General features: G+C 67.7%; 2 protein-coding genes and 1 pseudogene. 1 reads left to right on the top strand and 2 read right to left on the bottom strand.

Going from position 1 to position 2,731, the window contains the following annotated elements:
* Positions 1-86: pseudogene (locus ABZ260_RS49540) on the top strand (LacI family DNA-binding transcriptional regulator); the annotation flags it as partial.
* 110 nt (positions 87-196) lie between these two features.
* Here ABZ260_RS49540 and glnA read toward each other — a convergent pair.
* Positions 197-1,621: a type I glutamate--ammonia ligase gene (gene glnA, locus ABZ260_RS49545; RefSeq protein WP_350927894.1), complete on the bottom strand. Its 1,425-nt coding sequence runs from the start codon at positions 1,619-1,621 to the stop codon at positions 197-199.
* A gap of 170 nt (positions 1,622-1,791) precedes the next feature.
* Positions 1,792-2,731: hypothetical protein (locus ABZ260_RS49550; protein WP_355632516.1), on the bottom strand; the 940-nt coding region annotated here is incomplete at its 5' end.

The raw sequence follows: 2,731 nt of genomic DNA on the forward strand, positions 1-2,731 counted from the left end.
CTCGGGTCGCCGGGGTCTCCCCCGGCACGGTGTCCAACGTGCTCAACCGGCCGGAGCGGGTCGCTCCCGAGACCCGGGAGCGCGTCAGGCGCGGGCCGTCGAGCGTGCCCTCAATGGCGGGACGGTCGACGGCCTTTCGCGGGAGGCCTGAGTGCCCTTGACGGGTCAAGCGCCGATGTTCGCGCGGATCAAAGGCTCAGACGTCGTAGTAGAGCTCGAACTCGTGCGGGTGGGGGCGCAGGCGGATCGGGTCGATCTCGTTCTCCCGCTTGTAGGAGATCCAGGTCTCGATCAGGTCCGGCGTGAACACGCCGCCCTCCAGCAGGTACTCGTGGTCGGCCTCCAGGGCCGCGAGCACGTCCGTCAGCGAGCCGGGGACCTGCGGGATGTTACGGGCCTCCTCAGGGGGAAGCTCGTAGAGGTCCTTGTCGACCGGCTCGACCGGCTCGATCTTGTTGCGGATACCGTCGATGCCGGCCATCAGCTGGGCGGCGAAGGCGAAGTACGGGTTGCACGACGGGTCCGGGACGCGGAACTCGATGCGCTTGGCCTTCGGGTTGGAACCCGTGATCGGGATGCGGATGCACGCCGAGCGGTTGCGCTGGGAGTAGACCAGGTTGACCGGGGCCTCGTAGCCGGGCACCAGGCGGTGGTAGGAGTTCACCGTCGGGTTGGTGAAGGCCAGCAGCGACGGGGCGTGCTTGAGCAGGCCGCCGATGTAGTAGCGGGCGGTGTCGGACAGGCCCGCGTAGCCGACCTCGTCGTAGAAGAGCGGCGCGCCGTCCTTCCAGAGCGACTGGTGGCAGTGCATGCCGGAGCCGTTGTCACCGAAGATCGGCTTGGGCATGAAGGTGACCGTGTGGCCGTGCTCCAGGGCCGTGCTCTTGACGATGTACTTGTACAGCATCAGGGTGTCGGCGGCCTTGAGCAGCGTGTTGAACCGGAAGTCGATCTCCGCCTGGCCGGCCGTGCCCACCTCGTGGTGCTGCATCTCGACGTCGATGCCCGCGTCGATGAGGCGGCGCACCATCTCCGAGCGCAGGTCGGTGAAGTGGTCCATCGGCGGGACCGGGAAGTAGCCGCCCTTGAAGCGCGGCTTGTAACCGAGGTTACCGCCGTCCTGGGCCTTGCCGCTGTTCCAGGCGCCCTCGATCGAGTCGATGTAGTAGTAACTCGCGTGCGCGTTGGTCTCGAACCGCACGTCGTCGAAGATGTAGAACTCGGCCTCGGGGCCGAAGTAGACGGTGTCGGCGATGCCGGTGCCCTTCAGGTACTCCTCCGCCTTGCGGGCGACGTTGCGCGGGTCGCGGCTGTAGGCCTCGCCCGTCAGCGGGTCGTGCACGAAGAAGTTGATGTTGAGCGTCTTGTGCTGCCGGAACGGGTCGAGCACGGCCGTGGACGGGTCGGGCAGCAGCAGCATGTCCGACTCGTGGATGGCCTGGAAACCGCGGATCGACGAGCCGTCGAACATGAGACCGTCGGTGAAGACGCCGGCTCCGAAGTTCTCCGAAGGGAACGTGAAGTGGTGCGTCGTCCCCGGCAGGTCGGTGAACCTGACATCAACGAACTGCACCCCTTCGTCCTTGATGAACTTCAGGACGTCGTCGGCGGAGTTGAACACGCGAACCTCCCATGGGGCACGGGCTATCAGACCGAAAGTATGCCTGCGCCGTTACCGCCCCGTGTCTCGTTTGTTTCACTCGTGTTAAGCGAAAGTCGCCTTCACGCTAGTTCTCGGACCCCGCCTGGGCGGGTATACCGAGCCTTCCTTTGCCCGGTTTTGCCGGATTTTCACGTGTCCGACTCCAGCACCCTGCACTCCTCCGAGGGCTCATCCTCAAGCGAGTAGGGGTCCACGGGCGGGCCGTCGGATTTTACTTCGTCGGGGGGCGAGTCCGGATAGAACGGGTGCACGAAGGCGTCGTCGACGTCGCACCGGGCCGGGGCGACACGCCCGCCGTTCCAGCCGCTGATCCAGAAGCGCAGCCGGCCGCCGTCCCGCCACGCGTCCAGCGCGCCGATGTTGTGCGAGACGAGCCTCGTCAGGGTGTCCGGCCGGCCGGGTCGCTGGATCGCGTACACGAACAGGTAGTTGACCTTGATCCGGACGCCCCTGAGGCCGTTCTCCCTGAAGGTCGACAGCCGGGCTTTGCCGTGGACCTTGACGGTCTCGCCGACGAGTTCGGCGCTCTTCGGGGCCAGGCTGAGCACCCACCTCCGGCTGTAGTACCCGCGCTTTTCGTCGGGGTGCTTGAGTCCCTTGACGAACGGTGCGCGCTGCTCGGGGTCCAGCAGCCGGATCAGCTTGTTCGGTCTGCCGCCCAGCAGCACCTTCCGGTCCAGGTGCGAGGCCACCAGGAGCTCTTTCGCGTGCCGCAGGGCCGCGGACACCTCCTTGCGGCTCAGCCCGCCGAGCGCCCGAGGCTCCGGCATGACCAGTCCCTTGGCGCCGTTGGCGTACTTCTGGGCGGGTGAGCCGTCGAAGGGGGAGACCTTCACCGGCTTCACCGGCGCCTTCTCGGTGGCCTCGGTCGTCGGGCCCGCGAGCGGCCCGGCGTCGGAGCCCGCGAACCCCGCGAAGACCGAGGCGCGGATCCGTGCGACGGCGTCGGGCCGGTAGACGACGAATCCCCCGGCCGCCGCCACCAGGACGGCCACCGCGACCGCGGCCCACCGCCGCCTGCGGCGACGCCTGAGGCGGGGCTGCCGTGCCCACTCCTGTTCGGCGATC

The sequence above is a fragment of the Streptosporangium sp. NPDC006013 genome (assembly GCF_040614275.1).
In the GTDB taxonomy this organism is placed as follows: domain Bacteria; phylum Actinomycetota; class Actinomycetes; order Streptosporangiales; family Streptosporangiaceae; genus Streptosporangium.